Source organism: Treponema medium, from assembly GCF_017161265.1.
GTDB classification, from domain to species: Bacteria; Spirochaetota; Spirochaetia; order Treponematales; family Treponemataceae; genus Treponema; species Treponema medium.
Genome location: NZ_CP031393.1, coordinates 138,836 through 165,583 on the forward strand (window position 1 = coordinate 138,836; position 26,748 = coordinate 165,583).

Below are 26,748 nucleotides of genomic sequence, written 5' to 3' on the forward strand. Positions count from 1 at the left end.
TATTCGCTCGCTTTAACAGTAAAAATATGGAGAGAAAATGAAATTACACCCCATCTCACCATAAGAGTATATTCGACATAGATTTTAAATACTCAAACTAGATATTTATCCTAGCCATAAAGATTATTTTCTTAGAATATATCTTCCTTTTTGACATTTCCCCGATTTCGCTATATACTGAAAACTCATAGATGATAGCGACTCTCTTAAAAAGAGAAGGTCTATCGGTATTCTACATTTATTATTTCATGATAGGAGTTTTTATGGTTATTTTGACATTGAACTGCGGCAGTTCTTCGGTAAAGTATCAGGTGTATGATTGGGACAATAAGAGTGTCCTCGCATCGGGTGTTGTAGAGCGGGTAACCCAGCCCGGCAGCGTTATTACCCACGAGGCAAAGGGAAAAGACAAATATGTGCTGGAAAGCCCCTGCCCCACCCATACCCATGCGGTTGAGCTTATCATTAAAACACTGACGGATTCGTCCGTAGGTGTTATCACCGACATGAATGTGATTAAAGCTGTCGGCCACCGCGTAACCCACGGCGGAGATAAGTTTATCAAATCGGTTATCGTAACCCCCGAAATTCTCAACACGTTCCGCGAAGTGCAGGATTTAGGGCCGCTGCACAATCCCGCCAATATTATGGGTATCGAGGCTGCTCAGAAAGTACTGCCGAATGTTCCGCACTGTGCGGTTATCGACACGGCGTGGCATCAGACTATGCCCGAAACAAGCTTTATGTATGCCATCCCCCACGAATGGTACGAAAAATATTCCGCCCGCCGTTACGGCTTCCACGGCACCAGCTTCCTCTACACGGCAAAGCGGGCAGCCGTCATCCTCGGAAAAAAGCCGGAGGATACCAATATCGTCATCGCCCATATCGGGAACGGCGCTTCGATGTGCTGCGTTAAGCAGGGCAAGTGTTTCGATACCTCGATGGGACTAACCCCCTTGGAAGGCTTGGTTATGGGTACCCGCTCCGGCGACTGCGACCCTGCCCTCCCTTTCTATATTATGCGGAAAACTGGCATGACACCGGCGGAAATGGATACCGCCTTGAACAAGAAATCAGGCTTGCTCGGCGTTACCGGACAATATGTTGACCGCCGCGATGTTTCTAAGGCAATGGAAGAAGGCGATAAACGGGCACGGCTCGCCTTTAATATGGAAGTATATCGCTTGCAAAAATACTTCGGCGCCTATATCGCCGCGCTTGGTCAAAAACCGGATGCAATCGTCTTCACCGCCGGCGTTGGAGAATTCGGCTTCGACACCCGGCTCGCCGTCTGCGAAGGCTTAACCCATCTCGGTATCAAGATTGATCCCAATAAGAATGCGCTTGCCCGCACCCGCAACGCGGAAACCTGCATCAGCGCTGATGACTCGCCGGTAAAGATATTCGTTATCCCCACCGACGAAGAGCTCGTTATGACGGAAGACGCGTATGCATTGATGAAGGGAACCTACGACGTGCATACCAAGTTCACCTATTCATTCCAATCGCCCGACTATGTCAACAAGGCTCGTGCGGAAGGCTTAAAAAAAGACCTTGAAAAAAAACCGGAGCTTGCAAACATCGTCGTAAAGATTCCCGGCGCACGGTAAAAAATGTACCGCGCTTTTCCGCCCTATGGCGCAAAAGCGCGAGCAATTTTTATTTCAGAAAAAGCCAGCCGCATCAGACAAGTGGATAAACAGCGCAAAATAAGTGAGGCTAGGCGACCATTTGAGCCGCAATGCGGCGAAATTCTGGTTGAATAGCCTCACTTATTTTGCGGAGATACACACAGCAGCCTGATACGGTTGGCTTTTGGAGGTTTGTATGTACATAAAAAAACTAATAGGCACCCAATGCTATCTTTCGCCGCTTAACCTTGAAGATGCCGAACAGTATGCCGTTTGGCTGAACGATATGGAAATTCTCGAAAATCTAACATTGATGACATCGGTTGTTACCGTCGACAGCGAAAGAGAATTCCTAAAAACACTTGCGCAAGCTCACAATTATGGCATCATCGACATTAAAACCGATCAATTAATCGGCAATATAGGCTTTAAAGACATCGATCAGCTCCATCGGACAACAGAAATCGGCATCTTCATCGGCAATAAGAGCTATTGGGATAAGGGATACGGGCAAGAAGCCTTATCGCTATTGCTGGATTATGCTTTCAAAAAGCTCAACCTGCATACTATTCTGTTACGAGTCTATGACTTTAATCAGCGGGCGATCGCGTGCTACGGAAAAGTCGGCTTCAAAAAAATCGGCGAAATCCGCGACGGTTTCATCAGAAATATGGAGTATCACAACATCATTATGATGGACATCCTGCCGGCAGATTTTTACGACGTAAATCCTCAATATAAAATTGAAAAATAAGAAAACGCTTGCATAAAGTGCCGGAACTTCATAGAATACCGGAGTAACTTCAGCAGCCGCAATAAGGCTGCCTCGTTATCCGTCGAGTTTCGGCAGAGCCGAAACATCGCTTATTAAACATGTGCGCTTTCCGCGCACTAATTCAACAGTTTCCAAAATGCACATTTTATTCAACTGTTGAATTTTAAGGAATGCTATGCTTGACTATCGATTTATCAAAAATAATTTGGAAGCGGTTAAACAGAATATTATTAACCGCGCTATGCATGCCGATGCGGAGGCTGCCGTCCGCCTCTTTGATGAACGGACTGAAATGGTAACTGCGCTGCAAGGGCTTCAGGCAAAACGGAATGAAAACTCCCTTGCGATGAAAAAAGCAAAGGATGCCACAGAACGCAATGCGCTCATCGAAACGGGCAAGGCGATTAAAGCCGAAATTGCCGCTGCCGAAGCAGCTTTAAAAGAAAAAGAAGCGGCGCTTGATGCAGCGATGATGCAGATTCCGAACATGGCGCATCCCGATGCTCCCGTCGGTAAGGAAGATACGGAAAACTGCGAGGTAAAGCAGGTCGGCACCGTTCCTCAGTTCGATTTTGAACCGAAAGATCACGTGCAGCTGGCGGAAGAACTTGACTTAATCGATTTTGATGCTGCAACAAAGGTTTCCGGTGTAAAATTCTACTATCTTAAAAACGAAGCAGTGTTCTTAGAACAGGCGCTGGTGCTGTACGGCCTGAATATTTTGCGCAAGCACGGATTTACACCGTTTATTACCCCTGACGTTGCGAAAGAAGAAATCCTCCGCGGTATCGGTTTTAATCCGCGCGGAAGCGAATCGAATGTCTATACTATAGAAGACGAAGGCACCTGCCTTGTTGCCACAGCGGAAATTACGCTCGGCGGCTACCACGCAGACGAAATCCTTGAAAAAGCAAAACTTCCGTTGATGTATTGCGGTCTTTCGCATTGTTTCCGGCGTGAGGCGGGAGCAGCAGGTCAGTTCTCGAAGGGATTGTATCGTGTACATCAATTTACCAAGCTGGAGATGTTCGTATACTGCACCCCCGAAGAATCCGATGCCATCCACGAAAAACTCCGCCTTATCGAAGAAGAAATCTTTACCGGTTTAGGCATTGCGTTCCGTGTTGTCGATACCTGTACCGGAGACCTCGGCGCTCCCGCCTACCGTAAATGGGACTTGGAAGCATGGATGCCCGGGCGCAATGGCGGAGAATGGGGTGAGGTTACCTCTACATCGAACTGCACCGACTATCAGGCACGCCGCCTCAATGTACGGTTTAAAGACGACGACGGAAAAAACAAGTACGTCCACATGCTAAACGGTACTGCGATTGCGGTGTCCCGCGCGCTTGTCGCTATTATCGAAAACTATCAGCAGAAAGATGGCAGCATCAAAATACCTGAAGCATTGGTACCCTACTGCGGATTTGATGTCATCAAAAAGAAATAATACTTGCACAAGCCTTCAATTATTTATATAATAGAGGGCAATTTACTAAATTTCTGGAGTATTTATGAGCGGAATAAGTATCGCATTATTAGTGTTTTTTATTATAGTTGCATTTTTGATTGTCGGACTGGTGTTATTGCAGAATGAAGAAGGAGACAGTTTAGGAGGTCTTTTCTCAGGCGGATCAAATTCCGCATTTGGCTCGCGTTCCGGCAACATATTGACAAGAGCAACATATACACTGATAACGCTCTTTTTTGTCGTTACGTTCTTTCTTGCATGGTTAAACAAGAGTCCGGGGGATTCCGGTTTACAGCAGGATGCTCAAATACAGCAGGCAGAAACGGCAACAGAATGGTGGAAAGAGGCATCATCCGATGCTAATGGAACCGGCAATATTGAGGATACCGAAACGGCTCCTCAATCTTCCGAAGGAACAGCTGCCGAAAACACATCTCATTAAGCAATGTTCTCATATTTAATAACTGTTTCTTGAAATATGTATTCCAATAAGTTGCAACGAGATGAATATAGTGCCATCTCATGTTAGGATTGTTCCTCTGTAAAAGGAGCGTGCGAGTAGGCGTGAAACATTTTATTACATTCGTTAGCATACTTTTTTTAATGGCCGGCTTAGTATTTTGTACGGACTTGGCGCCGCTTTCATTTTATACCGAACCGGCTTTATTCCCCTTTAATGCAGTTGTCGGTGTTGCAGAAGACAGTCAAGATTGTCTGTATTTTGCTACCCGTTCGGGACTCATTAAGTATAACGGAATTACTTGCGAAAAATACGAACACATTCCCTTTGATAATACCACCATGCGCTCAAGTCACATTCAAACCATGTATATGGATACTGATGATGTACTCTGGCTTGGTACATATAGCGGATTAGAGCGTTTCGATATCAAAAGCGGAACACTCAAACATTTTCCTGTCAGCGATGATGTAATTACAGCGATTTTCCGCGATTCAAAACGGCAGCTATGGGTGGGGACAATCAACGGATTATACTTTTGCCGCGACGGAAACTGTAAAAACTTTATACCTTTTAATAACCATCAATATGATTCCTTTATCGGGAATAATACCATTAGGTCAATCAGCGAAGACTCTCGCGGCGTCGTCTATGCCTCAACATATAACGGAGTATGGCAATATAACGAATCGGAAGGGGCTTTTGAACCGTGCAGCTTAATACCGGAAGGATGCCCCGGAAAAAGCGGTGTTGTGTATCACTTTATAGAAGACACCGATGGTGTGTACTGGCTTTCCGTCTGGGGTGTTGGGCTTGTCCGGATTACGCCCAGCGACAACAGCTATGAAGTATATTCGTTGCCGGATGCACGGATATATGCACTCTATAATAATTTTATTACCAACAAGTACATTGCAGCAGGAACATGGGGCGGCGGCATGTATATCATCAACAAAAGAACAAAAGAAGTAACCCCATATAAAGAAAATCCGAATCTGGTAGGATCGCTAACCAATAATGTCGTATATTCATTCTTTATAAATAAATATAATATGCTGTTTGTCGGAACGGCGGATGCACTCAATATAGCGGATCTAAATCGCCTTTCGGGTGATATTGCAGTACCGCTGCATGCCGATGCTGTCGCAAATCAAAAAAAATTATCGCATCTTGATGACAGTATTTCCTGCTTAACATCCAGTAATAGCTATATCTGGGCAGCCTCCAATAATATCCTCGTTCGATACAGTTTTTATCAGTGGCAAGCGGAAGAGTTCCCGTTCATAGTAGATAAAAATCAAGTGAACGGTGCACTCATTTATTCTATCAGTGCTATCAGCGATACGGAAGCTTGGGTCGGTACCAACAAAGGGCTGTTTTTCTTTGATTCAACCACTGCTTCATTTATACCTGTTTCATTATATAACAACCGGATATCCGATACTTCAAGTTTTTTGGTACGGTCTATCTATCAAGATTCAGATAATACCCTCTGGATAGGCACGTATGGCGCAGGGCTTATCCATTTTTCTCCCAAAAACGGTATTCTAGCACAGTACCGCCATTCCGACGCCCCGCGTTCGTTAAGTAATGACATTATCTTTTTTATCAATCGAGACAGTCGCGGTATGTTGTGGATCGGTACAAACAAAGGCTTATGCCGGTACGTCCCCGAAACACAGGATTTTATTTCGTATTTATATGATGTAAATAAACCGACCGGCATTTCCGCCAACCGTGTCGATTCTTTTTGTGAAGATTCAAAGGGATATCTATGGTTCGGTACAAACGATGGCGGTATCTGCCGGTTTGACCCAAAAACAGAACTCTTCCGTACCTATACAAAGGATATCGGGCTTTCCTCCAATCAGATTATCGGTATAACTGATGCAGATGACGGCTTTTTATGGATAGCAGGGCTCAAATATTTAAATTTATTCGATGTAGCACATCAAACGGCTCAAGCATATAATATCGCTAACATACGCCAATACGGTTATTTTTCCTGTCCCCCCATCGCTTTAAAAAATAAAGGGATATTTTTCTTTGGTACCGATAAAGGAATATTAAAAATCTCTGAAGCAAAACTCTATGCATCCCGTCTCAAATTTGTACCTATTAAAATACGGACACTTATGGCAAACGGACAATCGATTAATTTCTATACAAAAAAACAGTCGATCATTTTCGACTACAAAACGAATGATATTAAATTTTCATTTGCAGCCCCCTACTCTTCCCGGAGCAAGAAGCCGGTTTATGCATATAAATTAACCGGTATTGATAAAGATTGGATCGTTTCATCCGACCAAAATTATGTACAATATACACATCTTCCCCCCGGATCGTATACGTTCTCAGTGAAAAATGCAGCGGATGAATGGAATCCCGTATACGACAGTATCTCGTTCACCATACGGCAAAGTTTTCTCATCTCGCCCATTATGATTTGGTTTTATATAGTAATAGCATCCATTATTATTTTCTTAATCTACAAGATTCATAAGCTATATTGGCTGCAGCGGTATGCAGACCTTCTTGAAGAAAAACAACTGGTACTGATACAAGACAACTTTACCCTTAAAGAGCTTTCCTTACTCGACCACTTAACAGGAATAGGCAACCGCCGGTATATTGATATGATCGGCTTAAAGATATGGCAAATGGCAGTAGAGCATCATGTTTCGATGGCGGTTATGATGTTTGATATCGATTTATTTAAAAATTATAACGACTGCTTTGGCCATCAGGCAGGCGATGAACTATTGCGTTTAATCGGATCGGATTTAAAAAAACGCATTCGAATGGAAACAGACTTAATAGGTCGATACGGTGGTGAAGAGTTTTTAATTGTATTGTACAATTTACTTCCCGAAAAAGCGATGCATATTGCGGAAGGAATCCGAAAAACAGTGGAAACGATGCATGAGCGGCACCCAAAAGAAATGGTAGGACAAACGACCATCAGCATCGGAGTTTTTGCGGGAGAACCTACCGAAAAAGATACTTTTGAACAAATGATCCATAAAGCGGACTGTGCGCTCTACCGTGCAAAACAAACGGGAAGAAATAAAGTTGTATTTTATGACACAACGATGGATCAAATCAACAACTGTCACTGATTAACAAGGAGCAGCACGTGCTTAACACTATGCGGAATATCGGCATTATGGCGCATATCGATGCCGGAAAAACAACAACAACCGAACGTATTCTTTTTTATACCGGAAAAATTCACCGTATCGGAGAAATCGATGACGGAGCTGCGGCAATGGATTGGATGCAGCAAGAACAAGACCGGGGTATCACCATTCAGAGCGCTGCAACGACAACCTATTGGCGTGATCATCAAATCAACATTATCGATACGCCCGGACACGTCGACTTTACCGCTGAGGTAGAACGCTCGCTGCGTGTACTCGACGGTGCAGTTGCCGTACTCTGTGCTGTAGGTTGGGTGCAACCGCAGACGGAAACAGTGTGGCGGCAGGCGGATCATTACAATGTACCGCGCATCTGTTTTGTGAACAAGATGGACAGAATCGGCGCCGATTTTTTTGCGGCGATGGAGGATGTCAAAGAGAAATTCGGCTGCACGGTAATGCCGCTTGAAATTCCTATCGGCAGTGCGGAAAGTTTTGAAGGTGTTATCGACCTGATTACAATGGAAGAAATCCGCTGGGATGCGGAAACCGAAGGTGAAAAATTTACCCGCAGCCCGCTTTCCGACCAATACCGTGCAGAGGCTGAAAAATACCGCGAAAAAATGCTGGATGTTGTTTCCGCCTACTCCGATACGATAACGGAGTTGATGCTTGAAGGAGAACCCATTCCGACAGACTTGATCAAAAAAGAAATCCGTACCGCAGTACTCAAACGGCAGTATATTCCGTTTTTGTGCGGATCTTCGCGGCGCAATACCGGTATTCAGCCGCTCATCGACGCAATCGTAGACTATCTCCCTGCCCCCGATGAAGTTGCGCCTGCCGAGGGAATTCAGCTGAAAAAAGGAACGCCTATTTCCGTTCCCTGCAAAAGCGACGGCGTGCCGCTCGGTTTGGTCTTTAAGATTCAATATGACAGGGAAGCGGGCGCACTTTGCTATGTCCGTATGTATTCGGGGAAAATAAAGGCAGGCGATCAGGTATATAACGTCGGCAAGAAAAAGCGTGAGCGGATCGGCCGTATCCTGCGAATGCACTCCAATAAATCCGAGCCGATGGACAGCATAGAAGCGGGCGATATTGCCGTATTTGTCGGGCTCAAATTGGCGCAAACGGGCGACACGCTCGGCAGCGAGGGGATGCCGATACTCCTTGAATCTATGCAGTTTCCCGAACCGGTTATCTCCGTAGCCATCGAGCCGAAAAGCCTTTCGGAAAGTGATAAACTCAAAGAAACACTCGCGATTTTGTCGCGGGAAGACCCAACCTTTATAAGCCGTGAGGATGCGGAAACAGGACAGCTGATTATCTCCGGTATGGGGGAGCTACACTTGGACGTTCTTACAACCCGTATGCTGCAGGACTTTAAGGTGGAAGCCCGTATCGGTAAGCCGCAGGTAACCTATCGCGAATCCGTTACTCAAACGGCAGAACATACCGAACGATTCAGCAAGGTACTTGCCGGTAAAGAACAGACAGCGCAGCTTACGCTCCGTGTAGAACCGCTTGAACGAGGTTCGGGGAATAGCTTTAAGAACACGGTTAAGGTTTCCACGGGCGGTACTCCGCAGGCGCATTCCCTGCCTGAAGATATTATCGAGGCGGTGGAACACGCGATCCGCGGCGCCTTTAATTCGGGGATTCAATACGGCTATCCGTGCGTAGACATCGGCGTAACCCTCATCGATGCCGAATACGACGAGCTGACTGCGACAACCTTTGCGTTTGAGGCCGCCGCTGCGATGGGTTTTGACGAGGCGTGCCGAAAAGCCGCCCCCGAACTGCTTGAGCCGGTAATGAATGTTGATATACTCTGTCCTAAGGAATTTGTCGGAGATGCGATGAGCCAGATGACGCAGCGCGGCGGTATGGTACTCGGCATGGATTCGAAGCCGAATATCGATGTTGTTCATGCACAAGCGCCGATGGCGAAACTCTTCGGCTTTTCCACCGATTTACGCTCCGTTACGCAGGGCCGCGCCTCTTTTACAATGAGCTTTAGCCACTTTGAAATTAAAAAAGGCGGTCTCGGCAGCTAACCGGCTGCCGGTAAGTTAACCGGCAAAGCAGGTACCGACATCCCATGCGGCACGAATCATCGGGTGGTCTTCCGGTACTTTTTTGACCTTATCGGCGACCTTATTGAGCGGTACGGCAGTAATAACCCCCTGTTGCAGAGCTGTCATCACGCCGTACCGTTCCTCAGCAGCGAACTCGGCGGCAACGGCGCCAAAGCGCGTTGCCAATATACGGTCATAGCCGGAAGGAGTACCGCCACGCTGCAAATAGCCGAGCACCGTAACCCGCGCATCGGCGCCGGTAGCCGCTTCTATCTCCCCTGCGACCCGATACCCGATTGAACCAACCATAGATTTGCGCGATTCCTTTAACGCTTTTTTGTTCATATCCTTTTCGCTAAACGATACGGCGCCTTCGGCAACTGCAATAACTGAAAAATGTTTGCCTTTTTTACGGCGTTCCAGTAAGTGTTCGGCTATTGCTTCAATCCGATAGGGGATTTCGGGGATGATAATGACATCACTGCCGCCGGCAATACCCGCGTAGAGCGCAAGCCACCCCGCCTTATGCCCCATAATTTCTATCACCATAATACGGTTATGGCTTGCCGCCGTCGTATGCAGCCGATCGATCGCATCCGTTGCAATATCAAGCGCGGTGTGGAAGCCGAAGCTCATATCATTATGCACAATATCGTTGTCGATGGTTTTCGGAATACCGATGATGTTTAAACCTTCGTTTACGAGCATATCGGCAGTAGTCTGCGACCCGTTGCCGCCGAGGACGGCAAGACAGTCTAACCGTAAGTCTTTGTAATTTTTTTTGATACAATCCACCGCCCCGCTGCCGTCCGCATTACGCCAGCCGCGGTCTTTAAACGGTTTTTCACGGGAAGCCCCCAAAATAGTCCCCCCGCGCGCGAGGATGCCGGAAAGATCTTGCTCAGTCAATATATGGTACTTATTTTCGATGAGGCCGCGGTATCCTTGCTCAATACCGACCACTTCCATTCCGTAACGGTTCATCGCTGTCCGAGCTAAAGCTCTGATAGCGGCGTTCAAGCCGGGAGCATCGCCCCCCGATGTTAAAATGCCGAGGCGTTTATGTGCAGTCATGTTAAAAGAATACCCTGCTTTTTACACTTACGCAAGCGGAAATTATCAGGGCAACCGCATCAGATTGTTTTTTAACAGCCCCGCAGAATAATTGGGACTGCTCAACCTTTCCTTTTGAAAACAGGCGGTGTGGAATTACACTGGTAACAGGTATGAAAATTCGCTATACTAAAAAAATGAGTGAATTGATACAACCGAAAGTTCTTAAAGGATTTAGAGATTTTTTGCCGCGCGATGAAATACGGCGGGCTCTTTTAATTGAAACCGTTACCAATGTATTCAGAAATGCAGGGTTCGTGCCCATCGACACCCCCGCTTTGGAATATTCCGAAGTACTGTTGCGCAAAAGCAACGGGGAAACCGAAAAGCAAGTATTCCGTTTTAACGATAACGGCGGACGCGACATTGCGCTCCGTTTTGATTTGACCGTTCCCTTTGCCCGCTTTATTGCGGAGCACTACAGCGAATTATACTTTCCATTTAAGCGGTATCATATTGCAAAAGTCTGGCGCGGCGAAAAACCGCAGGCGGGGCGTTACCGCGAATTTATTCAATGCGATTTTGACAGCGTCGGTTCGGACTGTGCCTATACCGATTTTGAAATCCTGAAAGTTATGTATAACGCCCTCAAAGCGCTCGGCGTTACAAACTTCCGTATTCATATTTCGCACCGCGGCATATTCAACCGGTTTTTGGACAGGCTGGAGCTAAAGGATAAAAGCGAAGACATCCTCCGCATTGTCGATAAATTAGCAAAAATCGGCAAAGAAGCAGTAATCGAACAACTCGCGGAAATTGCCGGAGCTGAAAAGGCTGAAAAAATTGTGCAATACAGCAACGGCCTTTCGGCAGGCGCCGATTTTGAAACAATCCTTGCGCACATAGAAACACTTGCGGGAGGCGCCGCCCCCGATACCGGCCGCTTACGGGACGTATATCAGCTCCTATGCGATGCAGGTATCGCGGACAGCTTCATACTCGACCCCTCCATTACACGCGGCCTTGATTATTACACCGGCATTGTGTACGAAACCTTTTTAACCGACCTTCCGCAGCTCGGCTCGGTTTGTTCCGGCGGCCGCTACGACAATTTAACAGGGCTCTATATGAAGGATACGGTGAGCGGGGTCGGCGCTTCGATCGGACTTGACCGCCTTCTCGCAGGATTGGAACAACTCGGTATCGGCTCAAAAGAGGCCGGTTTTATCGATGCAATCGTATTTTACGAGAAAGGTAACTCCATTCGCCGGAACAACGCAGCGGCGACTTATCTGGAACAATGCGGCTGCCGCGTAGAAGTCTTCCCCGAATCTAAGAAGATACAGCAGCAGTACGGCTATGCCGAAAAGAAAGGCATAGACTGGGGGCTTTTTATCGAGCCGCTGCCGGAAAGTTCCGATAATACCAGCGAACCGAGCGGTGACTCCGCCTCTCCGGTATCGCAGAACTGCGCCGAAATGTCGGTGCGCCTAAAACACCTGCCGAGCCGGACGGAAACCAATCTGTTATTAAAAGATGTTCCGGCATCTTTGAAAGGCGATAAAAAATGATTATTGCGATAGACGGCCCGGCAGGTTCGGGCAAAAGCACTGTTGCAAAGCTGATCGCGGCGGATTTTGGCTTTACCTTTATGAACACCGGCAGCTTTTACCGTGCGCTCACCCTCGCAGTTCTGCGGTCATTAGGCGGGGATGAAAGCGGCGCCGGCGCAGCAAAACCGGATTTGGAAAACGAAGCAAAGTGGACGGATTTTGCAAAAACCGTATCGCTTGAATATAAGCGGGATGGAATGTATTTAGACGGCCACTGCATAGAAGCATATCTCCGCAGCGATGCTGTGGAATCGGTTGTTGCAGCCCTCTCTGCGATTGTTCCTATTCGGCATCTTATCAATAAAAAAATCCGTACCGCTGCGGCAAAACTGAATATTGTTTGCGAGGGCAGGGACATGACCACCGTGGTATTCCCCGATGCCAAATGTAAGATCTACCTTGACGCTTCCGCTGAGGCACGCGCACGGCGCCGCTTTGAGCAAGGCACCAGCAATCTCTCGGAAGCCGAAATACTGAAGAGCATTGAAGAACGGGATACTATCGACCGGAATAAAAAAGAAGGTAGCCTAAAAATTGCCAAAGATGCTTTCTATTTAGATACATCGGACTTGACCATAATGCAGGTTTGTGAGAAAATAAAAGACAAAATACACGATAAAGGGTTATTTATGGAACAAAAGGAAGTGGCAATGGATGCGATTACAAATTCCGATCAGAGCATCCAAACACAATTACCAGAGGAGTATTTAAATTTTGAATCTCCTGAAGTCGGAACATTAAAAGAAGGCCGTATTATTGCGATAACCGATGATTCGGTTTTTATTGACGTAGGCGGTAAATCGGAAGGGCGTGTTGCACGCGAAGAGTTTACCGAAGAGCCTCAGATCGGCGATACTGTACAGGTATACATTGAAAAGACCGAAGCAACTGACGGTAAGCTGATTATTTCCAAGGAAAAAGCAGACCGTAACATTTTACGCAAAGAGTTGCAGAATGCATATCGGAATAAAACTCCGGTAACAGGTGTCATCAAAAAGCTTGTAAACAAAAGTGGATATGATGTTGATCTCGGTGCAAACATGATTGCATTCTTACCTATCAGTCAAGCGGCCGCCCAGAAAGTGGATAAACCTGAATCCCTGTTAGGCGAAAAGGGAACTTTCTATATTGAAAAGATGGTCTTTGACCGCAAGGGAAACAGAGACAATATTGTAGTTAATAGAAGAAAATATCTTGAAGATACGCTTGAAAAGAATCGCGAAGCATTTTTTGAAAATACGAACATCGGTGACGTTGTAAAAGGTACCGTAAAAAGCTTTACCAGCTTTGGGGCATTTATCGACCTCGGCGGCTTTGACGGCTTGTTGCATATCAATGATATGAGCTGGGGACATGTTACCCGTCCGAAGGATTTTGTTAAAAAAGGTCAAGAAATCGATTTAAAAGTTATCAGACTTGACCCTGCAGAAAAGCGCATCAATCTTTCATTAAAGCATTTCACCCCTGATCCGTGGCTTGAATTTGAAGACAAATTCCAAGTAAACGATATCGTAAAAGGTCATGTCACAAAGATTACCGACTTCGGCGCCTTTGTAGAATTGTCGGAAGGGATTGAAGGTCTTGTACACATCAGCGAATTCAGCTGGGTAAAAAAGGTGAGCAAACCGAGCGATATGGTCAAAATCGGCGATGAAGTCGAATGTATGATCCTCGGCTATGATATTCAGGCAGGGCGTGTTTCGCTCGGCTTAAAACAAGTAACGGCAAATCCGTGGGATAATATCGACGAACGCTATCCCGTCGGCACCCGTTTAACCCGCAAAGTGGTTAAATTGACCAACGCAGGTGCATTTATCGAACTTGAAGAAGGAATCGACGGCTTCTTGCATGTTGACGATCTTTCGTGGACAAAACGGGTACGCCATCCGAATAGCGAACTTGAAGCAGGTCAAGACCTTGAAGTAATTGTTATCGAATGCAATCCGGCCGAACACCGAGTTCGCCTCGGCGTAAAGCAATTAAGCGATGATCCATGGAAGACTTTTGCAGAAACATATAAACCCGGTTCTACCGTCGAAGGCGAAGTTACTTCGGTAACGGACTTTGGCATATTCGTAAAAGTACCCGGTGATATCGAAGGTCTTATTCACAAGCAAAATCTCGTAGAAAACCGCGAAGATAATCCCGATGAAGTGTTAAAGAAATATGCTGTCGGCGATAAAGTAAAGGCAGCTGTCCTTGATGTCAATGTTAAGGATAAGAAAACGGCTTTTTCAATTCGCGACTATAAGAAACGCCTTCAACAGGAAGAACTTTCCCGCTATATGTCTACCAAACAAGAAGACGATGAGGGAGCCTTTACGTTGGGCGATCTTATGAAGAATAAAGCCTCGGAATAGTTTTGCTGTGAGAGCAGCGTATGTATATTTTAGGTCATATTTTACCCGAAAGAATAGCTGCTCTCATCAATACACCCTTGTTCACCCGTGGAGCTTCGGCTTCGGGGGATACATTACTCGAAATGATTCTCCGTTCGGGTATGCAAGCAGTGGACAGTACCGCTGCTTCTCTTTTTTTAGCGGATGAAACGTTACAAAAAGCTCAAACGGTTGCGTATATATGTGATGATACTTTTTATCGCTTTGACGCAAAAAAAGAATTACCGGCAGCAGCAGCATGGGTCTTACGACAAAACGAACCGTTAAGAATGAATGCTCCCGATACGGAAAGCCGCTTTACTTCCAACGGTATGGACGGAACTCCTTATTCGACATCGGGCTTTATCGCAGTACCGTTGTGTATAGAGGATAACCGTATCGGTGTCCTTGAAGCAGTAAATAAAAGAGACGGAGGGAATTTTTCAGAGTCCGACCTTTCGTTATTGAGCCTTGTAGCGGGGTATGCCGCACCGGTTTATCGTACTTCGTATGCATACGGATTCTATGCGGATGCTATAAAACACAGGGAGCAACGAACAGAATATATAACGAAAGAAACGCCTTTTATAGCGTCCAGTCCGGTAATGCGGGAGAAATTTGAGCTCTGTAAGCAGCTTGCATCCTCCGATATACCGGTACTCATTATAGGTGAAAATGGAGTAGGAAAAGCATCAGTTGCGAAACAGCTGCATATTCACAGCCGCCATGCGAATCATCCCTTTATTCGTGTGAATTGCACTGAACCGGCAGAGCAGCTGCTTGCGCATCGCTTATTCGGCGGTACTGCGGATGATGCCGCCATTACCGATATCTCTGATGAAAGCTGTTTTAAACAAGCTGAAGGCGGTACTTTGTTCCTTGATGAGGCGGCGGCCATTCCGCTTTCACTCCAGAAGGGGCTTTTAAACAGGATTTTGCAGCTTGAACAAAGCGGCGGAAACATACGGTTAATAGCCTCAACCTCCCGCGATATCGAGCAGTTAACCCGCGAAGGAGACTTCCTATCGGAGCTATACGGCAAGTTAAATGTACTGCCGCTGTATATACCGCCGCTGCGGCAGCGCAAAGAAGATATTGGCGCACTTGCACAGTTTTTTCTGCGTCAGGCAGCACAGGAAATGCGGAAACCGTTTACCGGTTTTTCGGCAGATGCTCAAGAGGCGTTACAACAAGCGGAATGGAAGGAAAATATACGGGAGCTAAAAAACAGTGTGGAATACGGATGCTTAAACGGATCTCCGCCGCTCATTACCGCTGAATATTTATTTCCTCGATCCGCTGCGGCGATGTTGACCGGCGAGATTGACGGTCTTAAATCCGCAACGGACGTATTTAAACGGACATATATCCGAACAGTACTGGAGAAAACCGGCGGAAATCAAACAACGGCGGCTTCAATACTTAAAATTCAAAGAACATATCTTTCACGGTTGATGAAAGAACTAAACATAAAGGAGAACCTCTAAAAACTTCAGTTTTTTAGAGGTTTACCTTAGATTTATTTTGCGATGTTTCAATTTAAGTCATTACAGTAAAAAGACTTAAATTGAAACTCGTCGGGCATCTCTAAAAATCTAACCAAGTTTTTAGAGATGCCCAAAGGATTAACGGGAGACATATATGGCAGAACAAAATGATCAGACGCTTTCTTTTTCAGAACGCTGTGGGCAGTTTTTAACTCAGAATCGGAAACCGATCGTCATTATACTGGGAGTAATTTGTGCTGTTGTCGCAATCACTTTGATTGCATCATCGCTCACTACACGTGCAGCAAAAAAAGCTTCTATAGAAACGGAGACAATGATCTCCGAATGGACGGATTTACGAAATAAAAATGCCGAAGATATGACGGCTGAGGAAGATGCACTTGTCGAGAAACTTGAAAAGCAAGCTGCAGCAAACGGCCGTACATACTCTGCATTTAGAGCCTATACAACGCTCGGAGAAATCTATGTACTCCGGAAAGATTGGGAAAAAGCGCTCACCTTTTACCAAAAAGCAGGAGAGGCGCAGCCAAAATCTTACACTGCCGGTATTGCTTATTTTAATGCGGCAGCCTGTGCCGATGAATTACAGCAACACGATAAAGCGTTGGAACTGTATACCTTGTCAGCAACATCAGACGACTTTCCGCTGAAGCCCCGAGCATTGTTTAACATCGGACGGCTTGAAGAAAGCCTTGCTCATCCGGATAAAGCGATTGAAGCATATACAAAACTTACGGAGTCATACCCCGATAATGATTGGACACTGCTTGCAAAATCGCGGATTATCGCGCTTTCGATCAATTAGCGGGAAAATAGTATAAGGGTCTATGCAGCTGTTTCAGATTCGCTATAGGAAATATATCTTCTGTTTCTGCTTTCTCAGTACTATACTCCTTACCGCTTGCGGCATTCAAAGCTTTATCTATCTTGAAAAGCCGGAACGTTCAGGGCATGATCCCAGTAATCTTGAAGATTTAAGTCAGCGGTACTGTGAATTCAATACCGCAGACACTGCAAATGCAACACAAGCAGCAGGCTATATTAAAGGAACTGAAATTTACTACCGCATCTATGAACGGGAGAATGACTGTAAAAATGATAAGAGTATAATCGACGACTATAATGCTAAACACCCGTTCGCAGCAGCAAAGTATTTGGAAGAAACCAAAAAATACTATCGCTTAGAGACGAATCAGATATTAACGCGCCCGTTGATTGGCACACATTCTGCAGATGTTACTGTCCGCTTCCGCTTACAGGACTACGGTTCACCTGCTATCGATCCGGCACAGCTTACCATAAATGGGGTTTCACGAGGGATTCCGCGAAGAGACGGCAGGATTCAGAATAATAACAAAATCTTTAATAAAGACAATATCGCCATAGGCGATGACGACGTGCAGGCGGCCAGCTCGAGCGGAACGGAAGCATACTGGTACGTGCGTTTTTATGCCGTCAGCTACGGATACACATCAACATTTAGTACGCTCCACAGTCCATTGGAAGACATCGGATATATTTTAATAGAGAAAAATTAGTGAAACACTCAATGAGCGGCTCTATTTTAACGATATATAAAGTATAACATTGAAGTAGAAGGGGTAATTATGCTCAAAAGATTTCCGCTCAAAGCACGTTTGTCAGTAAGCTTTGGCTTACTCTTTGCTGTTTCAATGACAATCATTAATGTCATTTCTATCCGCAGTTCCCGCCTTACGCTTGAAAAACAAGCTGCATCGCATCTAATAGTATTTGCAGAAAACCAAGCGACGATATTTGAGCAAACATATATTGAAAAATTTAGAACACAAATGGAAACATTAGCACGGGGTTCCGTAGTTTCAAATCCGGATATTCACCTGTCTGAAAAAGTAAAATTTTTACAAAAAGAAGCGGAAATAGCCAAAAAAGACGGATGCTTGCGTATGCTCGTAACCGATACCCAAGGAAATGCTTATAGAACCGATGATGACACAACGACAAATGTTAAAAACCTCGAATGGTTTCAAAAGAGTGTTGTGGGTGAATTTTTTTTAAGCACTCCCTATCCTTCTGCACATAAAAACGGCTCACTGGTCTGTACGGTAGCAGCGCCCATCTACGGAAAACACAAAACAATCATAGGCACCATCGCAACCGTATACGACGGTTTAAAAATATATGAAACAATACAAGATATAAAAATCGGAGAAACCGGTGAAGTCTATATCCTTGATAAAGACGGTGTTACTATTGCCGACCATCAGGTGGAGCTTATTTATTCGCAAGAAAATTCATACGTAAAATCTCAATCTGATAAAAGTCTTGAAAGTGTCGGTCGTTTTGAACATAAAGCCGTTCAATCGACAACTTCCGGAGCCGGTTCTTATGAATATCAAGGCGCGATAAAAGATGCTGCATACGCAAAAATCCCTACAACAGGATGGACACTTATTGTAACGGACTACCGCCAAAAATACATGGGTGCCATTAGACTTATCATTATTATCGATACGATATTGGTAATTTTGGTGGTTTGTATTATCTATGGTGTCTCACTTGGACTTTCACGATCGCTGCAAAAGACAGCCGATGCGCTGAAAGAAATAGCACAGGGAACGGGAGACTTAACGGTTTCACTACCTGTAAAGGGAAAAGACGAACTTACCGATATAGCGCGATACTTTAACGAAACAATCGGTAAGATAGCTGGAGCTATCCGTTCCATAGAAGCAAATACAGCCGATATGGAAGTAACCGGTACCAGTCTTGCAGAGAATATGCTTGAAACAGCAAGTGCAATACGGCAAATTACAGCAACGACGGAAACGGTAAAAGAGAAGATGATTAATCAAGCGGCAAGTATTACCGAAACGGCAGCAACTGTTGAAGAGATTATCAGAACAATCAAGCAATTAAACGGCAGCATTGAAACGCAAGCAAGCAGCGTTGCACAATCTTCGTCTTCAATAGAACAGATGGTTGCAAATATTGCTTCGATCGGTCAAACGCTCGGAAAAACCGATCAAATTATTAAAAACTTTGTTTCCGCTACGGGAGATGGAAAGGCAGCCTTGGTAACTTCTAATACCGTAACACAGAAGATCGCCGAAGAATCCGGTTCGTTAATGGAAGCATCCAATGTTATTCAGCATATTGCATCGCAAACTAACCTGCTTGCAATGAACGCAGCTATCGAGGCGGCTCATGCAGGGGAAGCAGGCAAAGGCTTTGCCGTTGTCGCTGACGAAATCCGTAAGCTTTCGGAAGACTCTGCAATACAGGGTAAAACAATTACGGTAACGCTTAAATCTTTAACTGCGGAAATTGAAACGCTGTCCGCCTCGTCTAAAATCGTAGAAGGAAAGTTCAACTTGATTTTTGAATTGGCGGAACAAGTAAAATCGATGAGCGATCTGTTAACCGCAGCAATGAGAGAGCAGGAACACGGCAGCAAAGAGATTTTATCGGCTATTAAAAATATCAATACCGTAACAACCGAAGTGCAAGCCGGCTCAGAAGAAATGCTGAAAGGCGGAGAAGGTGCTGCACACGAAATGCATACACTCGACGAATTGACACGCATTATCACCGACAGTATGAACGAAATGGCTTCGGGCGCCATACAGATCAATAATGCGGTACAAGAAGTTAACGCAATGACACAGAAAAACCGGCAAAGTATCGAAAAACTCGCAAACGAAGTAGGAAAATTTAAGGTTAATTAGGGGATATTTTTTTTCCGATAAAAAGATAATACGTTTCAGCACGCCTAAGAATGGACAGAGATATTCATTTTTAAGCGAGGACGGCAGAGGTTGAGAACGGCACCAACGTTTCCTCTATTCTTTTTTCTGCAATAAAGTACCCAAATGCCGATGGCTGGTTTGCACTACTTCCAATACGGCGCTTGTTTCTTTTAAGAAATTTTCGATCTCTTTAAGTGAGCTAAAACCTCCGTGGATGGTAGTATCCTGCTCTTTAATCGAAGAGGATATTTCTGCCAACGAAAGACCGGCTGCATCCAAGGTTTCCGAATTTTTATCGTAAGTAGCGAGAATACCGGTAAATGATTTTTGAAACTTTGAAAAGAGCGAAATAAAAAGAGACATATTTTCACTAATGCTCGTTACCGATGACTGCAATTCAGCCATTTTTGCCTCAATCATTTTAGCAAAGGTACCGGTTTGGGTAGAAAGATTCCGTACCTCATTTGCGATAATTCTAAACCCATCCCCGGCCTTACCTGCATGCGCGGCTTCAATTGAAGCATTAATAGCCAAAATACCGGTTTTTATCGAAATATTTTGAATATCGGAGACCATTGCTTTAACTTCGCCGGTGTGTTCCTTGAGCGTTTCAAATGAGGTAGCCGTAGTTCGTGCCGTGGTTGCCGCTTCATCGATTTCATCAAGCCGTTTATGGATTTCTTTTTGCAGCGTTTTTCTGCTGCCGAGCGCCGCATCCAGCAGATTATCAACACGAACAGCATTCCCAGCAGAAGAACTACTCTCTTTTTGAATTTCTTCAAAGACCGAAAGGATAGTTTCAAACCGTTCTTCCAGCTGCTCCATCGAGCTTTTGATAATTTGAAATGAATGCTGCGTTACAAAATCTAAAACAATACCTTTATTGTATTTAATGACAATTTTATCTACTAAATCGGTAAAATTTTGAAGCGCTTCTTGTTCTTCTACCATATAGTCATTTCCTAAAATAATCGGTCAAGATAATCTATGCCGCATTGCAAATGAGAAAGCCAATTCAAAAAAAGCTCTACCTTATCATCGGTATAAATAGCCCCGTGTTGCGGCGCAATAATGGAAGGGTTCAATAACCGCACTACTTCAACCCACCGCTTAACAATCTTATTGGCTGCCATATATCTAACATGAAAGGGTTCGATCAACGGGATATGTTTTTGAAAATCGTCGATAAAGAGTGTTTCATCTTCCTCTTTTTCAAATACGGCGGCGCCAATATCACCGCTAAACAAAATACGAGAACGTTCGTCGAAGAGCGAAAACTGACCCGGCGAATGCATAAAGTGGGAAGGAACACAGCGCAGTTTATTGCCGGAAGTCAAAGAGATATCCATTCCTTTATCAGGGATGCCGGTCATACGCGAAACGTCAACAATGCCGAAGTGAGGCATAAATCGTATCCAAAGGGAAGAAATATAAATCTGTGCCTGTGTAATACCAAGCCACAGGGCAATACCGGAAGATACATCAGGATCTTGATGAGAGAAAAAGATGATGTCGATTTTATCTACTGATATGAACCTACTGACGGCAGTTACTACCTGCGAAAAAAGGTGAACGCCCCCCGGATCAAGTAAAATACCGCGACCGTTATCGATGATTAGATACTGCATCGTCTGTACGGCGCCCTTTCGATATTTTGTTTCGCCGCCCAGCCAGATAAACTTATGATTCTCATCCTCATAGAGAATCTTTCCTTGTACACGTACATTTGCATCAGCTGTCATTATTTTTCTATTACCTCACATCAAAAAAGGTATCAAAATATAGTGCCAGTATAACGAGAAATTCACTTATAGACAAGCGGATGATTCCTAGTTTCTAAAAACCTAACAGGCAACTTATTTTCAAAACTGACGGAACCAGCCTGTACCTTTTATTTTGCCGAGATAGCAATGTAAGCACGTAATGCTCTTGCCCTACGACCTTTAAAAGATGCTGACAAATATCACAAAAAAGTATATAGTACGGCTGGCTTTCGAGCAAAGAAGCCCGTTTCTGCAAAGGAGTATATAATATGAGATACGTCAAATTATGTGGCTTTACCCTTATGATGCTTATTTTTACGGTATCATGCGGTAATAAAGATACAAAGAATATCATAAGCATTAAAAAGGCATCGACCGAAAAGCTTATCAGTGCATTCGAAAAATTTGAAAATAATTTTATGCTGCGCAGTGATATTTTTGATAACGGCTCTGCAAAAGCAAAATTTTTCCTTACCGACTATGATCTGCAAGGGCCTAAATCGCAAGATATATCACAAACAACAACGATTGCCAATACGATGATCGCAAATAAAATCGGTATAACAGGACTTTGGGTCAACGATAAAAAAGCTAAGGCATTTAAGTATTCTTATACATTGAACAATATTTTAAAAAACGAAGAAAAAACCGACCTGATAAATATTGTTATCGGGCAAAAAAATATTGAAGCGGCAAGTCCTTCGATATTCAATAAAACCTTTTCCATTCCCGCACAGGATTTTGGAAAAGCCCTTGCACTTGCCGCACCTAATGAATTTCCGGCAAATCTCAATATCGATTTAACCTACAATACACTGAGGACATTAAGCTCAATCCGTCCGAATAAGGCCTCGCAAAAGCGCTATGATAAAGCTCAGCATATTCTCTATAAGAACGCAGTTATCACGCAGAACGGCGATATATATTCCATCGTATTCAATAATGATGATGTCGTTAAATTTATCCCTGCTTTGGTAGATGCGGTAAAAAACGATAACCGTTTAAAATTCCTCTGGAATTTTTATAAAAAACTCTTAGAAAAAGAATTTAAAGAAATTGAAGAAAAATTTAATACGGAAATAAAAGATAACATAAAAGACTGTACCTTTACGGAAGAATTGACCGTTAAGAATAACCTTGTCGCAAAAGCTCGGTATACGGTTGCCGTCAGTGGAAAAGAGATAGTAACATTCAGCTGTGATATCAAAAATTATGAAAACCCGATAGACGGCATGACATACACGCTCGATATTACCGAGTCTAATACCGCAGATAAAGACTCGAAAGCGGGTATAGTATCCTGTGTGTTTGCTTCTAAGGGATCTGTAACCGACACAACAGCCGATATCGATTGTTCCGTCTCCGTATCTTTTACGGATACCCCCGATACCCCGCTGCTTCCGGTCTTCGATATGCATGGTACCTTTTATGCCGATACCGCAAAACAGAGCGACAACTTTAAAATCGGTATGGATATGGATATAACTTCCTCGCGTAATGACAACATGAACGAAAGCATCGCAACCTCAATGCAGGCATCAGGGAGTGTTGTAAAAGCACCGGATATGATTACATATAACATCGATACCATCAACATTGAGATGGAGGAAGCCGAAAAAGAAAAGTATACTCTTAAGCTCGGAACCGATACATCGGTTATATTCAGCAAAAACATCCTTGAGGATATTGTGATGCCTAAAGAGACGGTTAAAGTGCTTGAAACAAAGGTTAATGAGTGGCAAGCTATTAAAGACGAAATCACGGCGAACCTTAGCGCGCTTTCAACCCTCCTCAATTTATAGGAAATCTCTAGTTTTTTAGAGGTTCCCTATAAAACAAAACACACTTCATACCGCATGCACGAAATTTTCCTCAAAATTTCGTGCATTTTTTTTCTTCTATAAAAGAAGGGAAAACGCATCAGATGAATAAATTAAATTCCGCAAAATAGAAGTTGTAGCTTTGGCAATGACCTTTCCGTTAGCCTTTTGAAAATAGTGGTACTGGATACAAGGCGCAAACAAAAATAAAGCGGAGACGTACTTGCTGTACGTTGAGCATTTATTTTTGCGCAGCAACGCCGCAGACAGTAGGCATATTTTCAAAAGGAGAGGTTGAACAACCTCAATTATTCTGTGGGGGTATAAAAACGTCTGATGCGTTTCCTTCTGCGTGAAATTTTATCCAAAATTTCACGCAGCTTATTTTAAAAGAGTGAAACGCATCAGACAGATATATTAAATTCCGCAAAATAGAAGTTGTAGCTTTGGCAATGACCTTTCCGTTAGCCTTTTGAAAATAGTGGTACTGGATACAAGGCGCAAACAAAAATAAAGCGGAGACGTACTTGCTGTACGTTGAGCATTTATTTTTGCGCAGCAACGCCGTAGACAGTAGGCATATTTTCAAAAGGAGAGGTTGAACGACCTCAATTATTCTGCGGGCAATGCACCAAGAAATCTGATGCGTTTGCCGATCTTCCTCAAGGTTTCCCGCTAAATTCCGACACTGTAGCAGAAGGGGTATTAGATGGACAAAATATCGGCTGCAGAGAAAATCGAACAGATCTTGCAACAGCAAATTACCGTGATGAAAGAAGTATATGCATATCAAAAAGAGCTTTCCGATTCTGTGCGGAGCCGTTCATGGGAAGGGATTGAACGCTGCGTGTTGAAAAGTACGGAGGCTTCCAATGAGTTTTTACGGCTCGATAAGCAGTGTTTTTTGCTTCTCAATCAGCTTGATCCGTATAACGAAGAGGTACGTGATTTTTACGGCTATATTGCATTGCTGCCTGCAGAAAATCAAAAAAAACTCGGTTATTTATATCGCAGTCTGCAACAGCAAGCACAGCTTGCAAAAACTGCAAACGATACGCTTGATGCCTACGTTACGCACGTACAGACGTTGGTACAGGATATGATGGATGCCGCAGAAATCGGCACAAGAACAGCATTTTATACCCGCACCGGTGCGCCGAGTCAATCGAATTACAGCAGTTTGGTTATCGATACGGTATTTTAAATGTTGAAAAGCGGCGTCGCTTGATGCAAATAAAACATCATCGGCGCCTCACATATATTCAAGGAGGAAGGTGATAAAAATGTCTACATTTGCTTCGATTGAATTAGGAAAACGCAGTTTATTTGCACACCAGCAGTCTATTCAAACTGCCGGTCATAACATATCGAACTCATCCACGGAAGGATACACCCGTCAGCGTGTTCAGCTCGATTCTTACGAGCCGCTGTACCGTCCAGATCTTTCACGGGCGGAAACTCCCGGACAAATCGGACAGGGTGTTGCTGTCAGCTCCATTACCCGCCTGCGCGACGAGCTGTTGGATCAGCGGATTGTCGCCCAAACCGATAAGCAGGGATACTGGGAAACACGCGATTCCTACATCTATATGCTGGAACAGCTGTATAACGAACCGGAGGATACTTCCGTTCGGACACGGCTCGATCAGTTTTGGGATTCATGGCAGGAGCTTTCAGTCTATCCCGAATCGACGGCGGCGCGCAGTGCGGTTGCTACCCGTGCAAAAACGCTGACCGATGCCGTGCACCACCAATATCGGGGATTGCAGGGCATCCGCGATATGATCAACGGCGACATTGAAGCGCGGGTTAAACAGGTAAACTCCTTTACACGGCAGATTGCGGCGCTCAATGAAGAAATCGTAAAAGTCAAAGCGATGGGCGATAATCCCAACGACTTGATGGATAAGCGCGATGTCTTAACCGAAAAACTTGCCGACCTTATCTCCATCTCTGTAGAGAAGGTAGATGCCGACGAATCCTATATCATTTATTCGGACGGTATGGAGTTGGTACAGGGGCGAACGTTCCGTACTTTCGGACTTAAAAGCGGTACCGCAAACGAAGGGTATGCCAATGTCGTATGGGAAGATTCCGGCAATCTTGCGCACTTTGGCGGCGGCAGGCTGGCTGCCCTTATCGAATTGCGTGACGGAGATGTCCGCGACGAAATCAATAAACTCGATACAATGGCGATGAACTTTGTTGACCTTGTTAACGACATTCACCGCAATGCGATGGGCTTAAACGGAAAAACCGGTATCGATTTTTTCAAAGAACAATATTTTATCAACAATACGGTCGGTAATTTCGACCGGAACGGTGACGGCGAATACGATTCTTCATATATCTTCCGTTTGACCGGCGCATATAGCCTTGATCCGCGCGAACAAATCGGATTGGAAGGGACGATCACTCTTTCTGCAGGAACGGGAACGGTTCAAGTACCCTATGCTTCCACCGATATGGTCGCCGACCTTGTAGACCGCATCAACCGTTCCGGCGCAGAAGTTGTCGCGTATCTCGACCAAAACAATAAGCTCGTGCTCAAGGGAACGGCGGCGCAGGATACCGAAAATCCCGACTTTGTCATCAGACACGTCGAAGATTCGGGGCGCTTTTTAGCGGGATACTCCGGCATTCTTACCGGAAGCGGTGCGGAAAACGCCTACGACTGGCAGCAGCCCGATGCGGTGAACGTACTGTCGCAGGAAGGCGCACAGTATGCGGTTTCCCCTATTGCGCACCCATCCGGCTGGATGGAAATCAATCCGGTTGTCGTAAGCGATTTACAGAATATCGCCGCCGGTTACCCCAGTCCTGAAGGCATCCCCTACCCCGGAGACAACCGCGCCGCCGTCGCTATCGCAAAGATACGGAATACGCCGGTTATGGTCGGCAACACCCGCACCTTCGACGAATTCTTCGCCGAGGCTGTTACCGATATGGGCTTAAAAGGCGAACAGTCCGAGCTTGCGTTGAATACGCAAACCGCTATCGGCAAGGAACTTCGCGATATGCGCGATTCGATTTCCGGTGTCAACATCGACGAAGAATTGGCGGATATTATTAAATTCCAGCACGGCTACAATGCGACTGCTCGTTTTGTCGCTACCGTCAACGAGATGCTCGACACCGTGATTAACAGGCTTGGCGTCTAGGCCATGGGTAAATATATCAGGGGGCGGTGACTAATCGAAGCCGCAGAATAAAAGCGGCAGGAAAACCATTTGAATCGCGAAGCGATTCAACTCTGGTTGGACGGCCGCTTTTATTCTGCGGGCTATATCACACTACCCCTGATATATTTACCGGGAAAAA

At 44.9% G+C, this 26,748-nt stretch carries 18 protein-coding genes; 15 read left to right on the top strand and 3 right to left on the bottom strand.

The window, feature by feature from the left end; translation table 11 throughout:
- Positions 1-263 precede the first annotated feature (263 nt).
- The 6 genes from DWB79_RS00655 to fusA all read left to right on the top strand — a co-directional run bounded on the left by DWB79_RS00655 (position 264) and on the right by fusA (position 9,543).
- Positions 264-1,613, top strand: coding sequence for an acetate kinase (locus DWB79_RS00655; protein ID WP_016670456.1), 1,350 nt, complete (start codon positions 264-266; stop codon positions 1,611-1,613).
- A gap of 217 nt (positions 1,614-1,830) precedes the next feature.
- Positions 1,831-2,388, top strand: a complete 558-nt coding sequence (locus DWB79_RS00660) for a GNAT family N-acetyltransferase (RefSeq protein ID WP_016670457.1) — start codon at positions 1,831-1,833, stop codon at positions 2,386-2,388.
- Between the two features lie 196 nt (positions 2,389-2,584).
- Positions 2,585-3,859 carry a serine--tRNA ligase gene (gene serS, locus DWB79_RS00665; protein ID WP_016670458.1) on the top strand — a complete coding sequence of 425 codons (1,275 nt, stop codon included), beginning with the start codon at positions 2,585-2,587 and terminating at the stop codon, positions 3,857-3,859.
- Between the two features lie 64 nt (positions 3,860-3,923).
- Positions 3,924-4,322, top strand: a complete 399-nt coding sequence (gene secG / locus DWB79_RS00670) for a preprotein translocase subunit SecG (protein ID WP_016670459.1) — start codon at positions 3,924-3,926, stop codon at positions 4,320-4,322.
- A gap of 161 nt (positions 4,323-4,483) precedes the next feature.
- Entirely contained in the window at positions 4,484-7,462 is a 2,979-nt protein-coding gene (locus DWB79_RS00675) for a ligand-binding sensor domain-containing protein (RefSeq protein ID WP_016670460.1), read from the top strand.
- A 17-nt stretch (positions 7,463-7,479) separates the two neighbouring features.
- Positions 7,480-9,543 (top strand): elongation factor G, encoded by a 2,064-nt coding sequence (gene fusA, locus DWB79_RS00680; RefSeq protein ID WP_016670461.1) that lies wholly within the window; start codon positions 7,480-7,482, stop codon positions 9,541-9,543.
- Between the two features lie 15 nt (positions 9,544-9,558).
- Here the strand turns inward: fusA and DWB79_RS00685 are convergent, their stop codons facing one another.
- Positions 9,559-10,638, bottom strand: coding sequence for a 6-phosphofructokinase (locus DWB79_RS00685; protein ID WP_016670462.1), 1,080 nt, complete (start codon positions 10,636-10,638; stop codon positions 9,559-9,561).
- 176 nt (positions 10,639-10,814) lie between these two features.
- Between DWB79_RS00685 and hisS the strand changes: the two genes are divergently transcribed.
- The 6 genes from hisS to DWB79_RS00715 all read left to right on the top strand — a co-directional run bounded on the left by hisS (position 10,815) and on the right by DWB79_RS00715 (position 19,823).
- On the top strand, positions 10,815-12,188 hold the full coding sequence (gene hisS, locus DWB79_RS00690) for a histidine--tRNA ligase (RefSeq protein ID WP_040859305.1): 1,374 nt from the start codon (positions 10,815-10,817) through the stop codon (positions 12,186-12,188).
- Complete coding sequence (locus tag DWB79_RS00695; protein ID WP_016670464.1) at positions 12,185-14,590, top strand: bifunctional cytidylate kinase/30S ribosomal protein S1; 2,406 nt, start codon at positions 12,185-12,187, stop codon at positions 14,588-14,590. The genes hisS and DWB79_RS00695 overlap by 4 nt, the downstream gene beginning before the upstream one ends.
- Positions 14,591-14,610: 20 nt before the next feature.
- Positions 14,611-16,095, top strand: coding sequence for a sigma 54-interacting transcriptional regulator (locus DWB79_RS00700; RefSeq protein WP_016670465.1), 1,485 nt, complete (start codon positions 14,611-14,613; stop codon positions 16,093-16,095).
- Positions 16,096-16,249: 154 nt separating this feature from the next.
- Positions 16,250-16,921, top strand: a complete 672-nt coding sequence (locus DWB79_RS00705; RefSeq protein WP_016670466.1) for a tetratricopeptide repeat protein — start codon at positions 16,250-16,252, stop codon at positions 16,919-16,921.
- A 22-nt stretch (positions 16,922-16,943) separates the two neighbouring features.
- Positions 16,944-17,654 carry a hypothetical protein gene (locus DWB79_RS00710; protein WP_016670467.1) on the top strand — a complete coding sequence of 237 codons (711 nt, stop codon included), beginning with the start codon at positions 16,944-16,946 and terminating at the stop codon, positions 17,652-17,654.
- Positions 17,655-17,723: 69 nt separating this feature from the next.
- Positions 17,724-19,823: a methyl-accepting chemotaxis protein gene (locus DWB79_RS00715; RefSeq protein WP_016670468.1), complete on the top strand. Its 2,100-nt coding sequence runs from the start codon at positions 17,724-17,726 to the stop codon at positions 19,821-19,823.
- 114 nt (positions 19,824-19,937) lie between these two features.
- Here the strand turns inward: DWB79_RS00715 and DWB79_RS00720 are convergent, their stop codons facing one another.
- Positions 19,938-20,795 (bottom strand): methyl-accepting chemotaxis protein, encoded by an 858-nt coding sequence (locus DWB79_RS00720; protein ID WP_016670469.1) that lies wholly within the window; start codon positions 20,793-20,795, stop codon positions 19,938-19,940.
- Positions 20,796-20,806: 11 nt separating this feature from the next.
- Positions 20,807-21,586: an oxygen-binding di-iron domain-containing protein gene (locus DWB79_RS00725; protein ID WP_016670470.1), complete on the bottom strand. Its 780-nt coding sequence runs from the start codon at positions 21,584-21,586 to the stop codon at positions 20,807-20,809.
- Between the two features lie 290 nt (positions 21,587-21,876).
- Between DWB79_RS00725 and DWB79_RS00730 the strand changes: the two genes are divergently transcribed.
- The 3 genes from DWB79_RS00730 (at position 21,877) to flgK (ending at position 26,588) form a co-directional block, all read left to right on the top strand.
- Complete coding sequence (locus tag DWB79_RS00730) at positions 21,877-23,409, top strand: hypothetical protein (protein WP_016670471.1); 1,533 nt, start codon at positions 21,877-21,879, stop codon at positions 23,407-23,409.
- 727 nt (positions 23,410-24,136) lie between these two features.
- A complete protein-coding gene (locus DWB79_RS00735; protein ID WP_016670472.1) occupies positions 24,137-24,631 on the top strand; it encodes a hypothetical protein in 495 nt (164 codons plus the stop codon).
- Between the two features lie 79 nt (positions 24,632-24,710).
- Positions 24,711-26,588, top strand: a complete 1,878-nt coding sequence (gene flgK / locus DWB79_RS00740) for a flagellar hook-associated protein FlgK (protein ID WP_016670473.1) — start codon at positions 24,711-24,713, stop codon at positions 26,586-26,588.
- Positions 26,589-26,748 lie beyond the last annotated feature (160 nt).